3 protein-coding genes are annotated in these 2787 nt (G+C 40.9%); 2 read left to right on the top strand and 1 reads right to left on the bottom strand.

Annotation, left to right across the window (positions count from 1 at the left end; all coding sequences use genetic code 11):
• Both VLN09_RS11920 and VLN09_RS11915 read left to right on the top strand, forming a co-directional pair.
• Positions 1-996 (top strand): outer membrane protein (locus VLN09_RS11920; RefSeq protein WP_414709135.1); only part of this gene is annotated, 996 nt, incomplete at its 5' end.
• A 223-nt stretch (positions 997-1219) separates the two neighbouring features.
• A complete protein-coding gene (locus VLN09_RS11915) occupies positions 1220-1999 on the top strand; it encodes a hypothetical protein (RefSeq protein ID WP_325246789.1) in 780 nt (259 codons plus the stop codon).
• A gap of 107 nt (positions 2000-2106) precedes the next feature.
• Here VLN09_RS11915 and VLN09_RS11910 read toward each other — a convergent pair.
• Positions 2107-2787 (bottom strand): TetR/AcrR family transcriptional regulator (locus VLN09_RS11910; protein WP_325246787.1); only part of this gene is annotated, 681 nt, incomplete at its 5' end.

Raw genomic sequence — 2787 nt, 5'->3', positions numbered from 1 at the left:
TTATCAGGCAGCTATGGTTTAGACGATTCTGAAGAGCGTCAACGTACCGTTGTCGGTTTTGATGCCACTTATATGAAAGATGGTAAAGTCTATAGTGAATACCGTATGCGTGATGCCATTAGTGCTCGCGAAGCAGAAGCTGCTATTGGTCTAAAGAATAAATGGTATGTACAAGAAGGCTTAACGCTAAATACTTTATTGGAACGTGTCGAATCTTTAGAAGGCGAAGAAGACAGCACTGCAACTGCAGCAGGCTTTGGGGTTGAGTATTTAGCGAACGAGAACTACAAAGCGTCAGGTCGCTTAGAAAAACGTTGGGGCGATACTAGCGACACCTTACTAGGTAGCGCAGGAGTCGCTTATCGTTATAGCGATGAGATTACTTTATTAGCCAAAGATATCTATTCAAAAGTTGATTATGATGATGGTCATCGCACCATCAATCGCTTTCAACTTGGTGCTGCCTATCGCGATTACGATAGCAATCAGCTTGATATGCTGGCCAAGTTTGAGTATCGCTTAGACGATAATGCAACTGGTGATGACCCTTATCAAAAGGATGCTATTGTCTGGTCATGGAGCGGTAACTACCATCCAACGCGCCCATTGACGTTATCAGGTCACTATGCTGGTAAATATACCGAATACGACGCTCAAGGTATCGCAAGTGACAATACCGCTCATGCTGTTTATGCTCGCGGCTTATATGATATTAGCGAGCGCTGGGATATCGGTTTACAAGCAGGTACATACTGGAATAAGCAAGCCAATGATTTAGCTTATCTAGTGGGTGCTGAGGTTGGCTATAGCCCAATGACCAATTTATGGTTATCGCTTGGTTATAACTTTATGGGCTTTGAAGATGAAGATATTGCTCATGATGATACCACTATCGAGGGCGCCTACTTTAGACTACGTTTCAAGTTTGATGAAGACTTGTTTAAGCGCGAAGACCCCCGTAAAAATAAGCGTTTAATACCCACCTCTACATTGTAATATAGCCAACTAGGATAAAGTTATCTTCTTGAGTAGCGCTATATAATTTACACTTCATTTTTTGATAGGTTTACAGCAATAGAATACGTTAGAAAACTTAAAAGCCTTATTCCATTAATGCTATATTTTTAAAGTAAATTGACTATAGTCTTTCATAAGCGATAAAATCAGTCTCAAATTACTAGCTCTGACATCTATTAGCTTATTACAAGGTTTTCGCATTATGCTTTACTCTGCTATAAAAGTAGCCATAGATAAAAAATCCAGATACACCATTTTATCAGCGGTCTTACTCTTGTCGACTGCCTCATGTGTATCAACCACAACTACTCAAAACAGCTTGAACCTTGCTACTGTAAACACTTCTGATTATTGCCAGAGTCAAGATTTAGAAGCGACTTATAAAAACCAGAATACGCAACAGCGTGCGATGAGCTGTATATTGGCTGAACTACAGCACTATCAGCAAAAAGACAAAACGGCACAGCAGCAGTACTTTGCTTATAAAGCCCAAGCTTGGCTCAACTATGCTATTCATAAAGATAGCATGAATAGCCGCTCGCTTACTGGACTACAAGCCGCACAATCTGCAGAAGCTATTTTGCAAGCCTTAAAGAATGGCTCAGAAAGCGATATCATGCTTATTGAAGATATCCCTGCGTCATCAGCATTAATGCGACCTGATTTATGGGCGACGCTAAGCGCCCTCAAAGACAGCGGCGGCATTGTAAGCGCTCCTCGTGAAATAGCATTTAGTGAAGTAGCATTAATATGGGCGGCTAATGACCAGTGCGAAAAAAACTCACGGCAGGCAGGCACGCATTTTCGTATGGCAGACCGCTGGCTTGAACAAGCACGCGAATCTTTTGTCAATGCTCATGACTCGACAACCAACGTGGCTTTAGAAGAGTTGATCGTCCAGTATTATGAGCAGTATGCACCTTTAGATTCAACTGACGATCGCTGTACGGGTCAAGTATTGCCGCCGCTCGATCAGATATAACAACATTAGTCTTCATGCTTTATCATCATATCTATTGATCACAATTTACCAATAAAAAATCCGACATAATGTCAGATTTTTTATTGGTAGTATATTCTATACTAAGATTAGCGATTTTTACGTGGTAGCTTCTCTGGCAAGTAACAACGCAGATAAGCGATCGACGCTGTATTCGCTTCTTGCAGATATTTATCGGTGATACGCTGATGACGACGATAAGAGACGGTAAAAATAGCATTAATGATACTAAAAGTAATCAATAACACATCTTGGATATCTTCAAATTTCGGCACTTCGTATTGCTCAGCCAAACGATCATAAACCAATTTTACTACTTGGTGATCCATTTGCTCACCAAAACCATCACCTTCAAAATCAGGCGTATTGGTATCAAAAATCAATTTGGCTTTGGTTTTGTCTTCATCAAAAATCTGTACACAGCGAGCAATCATCGCAGTGAGGTAGCCCTGCCACCTATCATACTTGACTATTTCGACCGTTCTTAATATCTCTAAGATATCAATGGCGTCTAAGAAACGCAATGCCAAAAATATGGCTTCAATATTTGGGAAGAAATGATAAGCAGACGCTCGTGGAATACCTGCTTCTTCACAGACAGCGGCAAGCGTAATATCATTGATAGCTTGAGTTTCACTCAGTTTTTTAGCACCCATCAATAGTTTTTGACGGCGGGCGCGCCCTTGTTGACTGGTAAACTTAAACTTATTAGGTACTAGCTTTTTTGCCAGCTCCGAGTCTACCAGTACATCTTCGATTTTGTCGTCTTT

Origin of the sequence: Psychrobacter sp. (assembly GCF_035469765.1) — a bacterium.
Lineage (GTDB): Bacteria > Pseudomonadota > Gammaproteobacteria > Pseudomonadales > Moraxellaceae > Psychrobacter.
The sequence above is the reverse complement of the archived record's forward strand: the minus strand, read 5'-3'. Positions and strand labels throughout refer to the sequence as shown.

Bases quoted from the DNA above. Each gene is read 5' to 3' on its own strand.
- VLN09_RS11915 (WP_325246789.1), top strand. From the start codon at position 1,220: ATGCTTTACTCTGCTATAAAAGTAGCCATAGATAAAAAATCCAGATAC.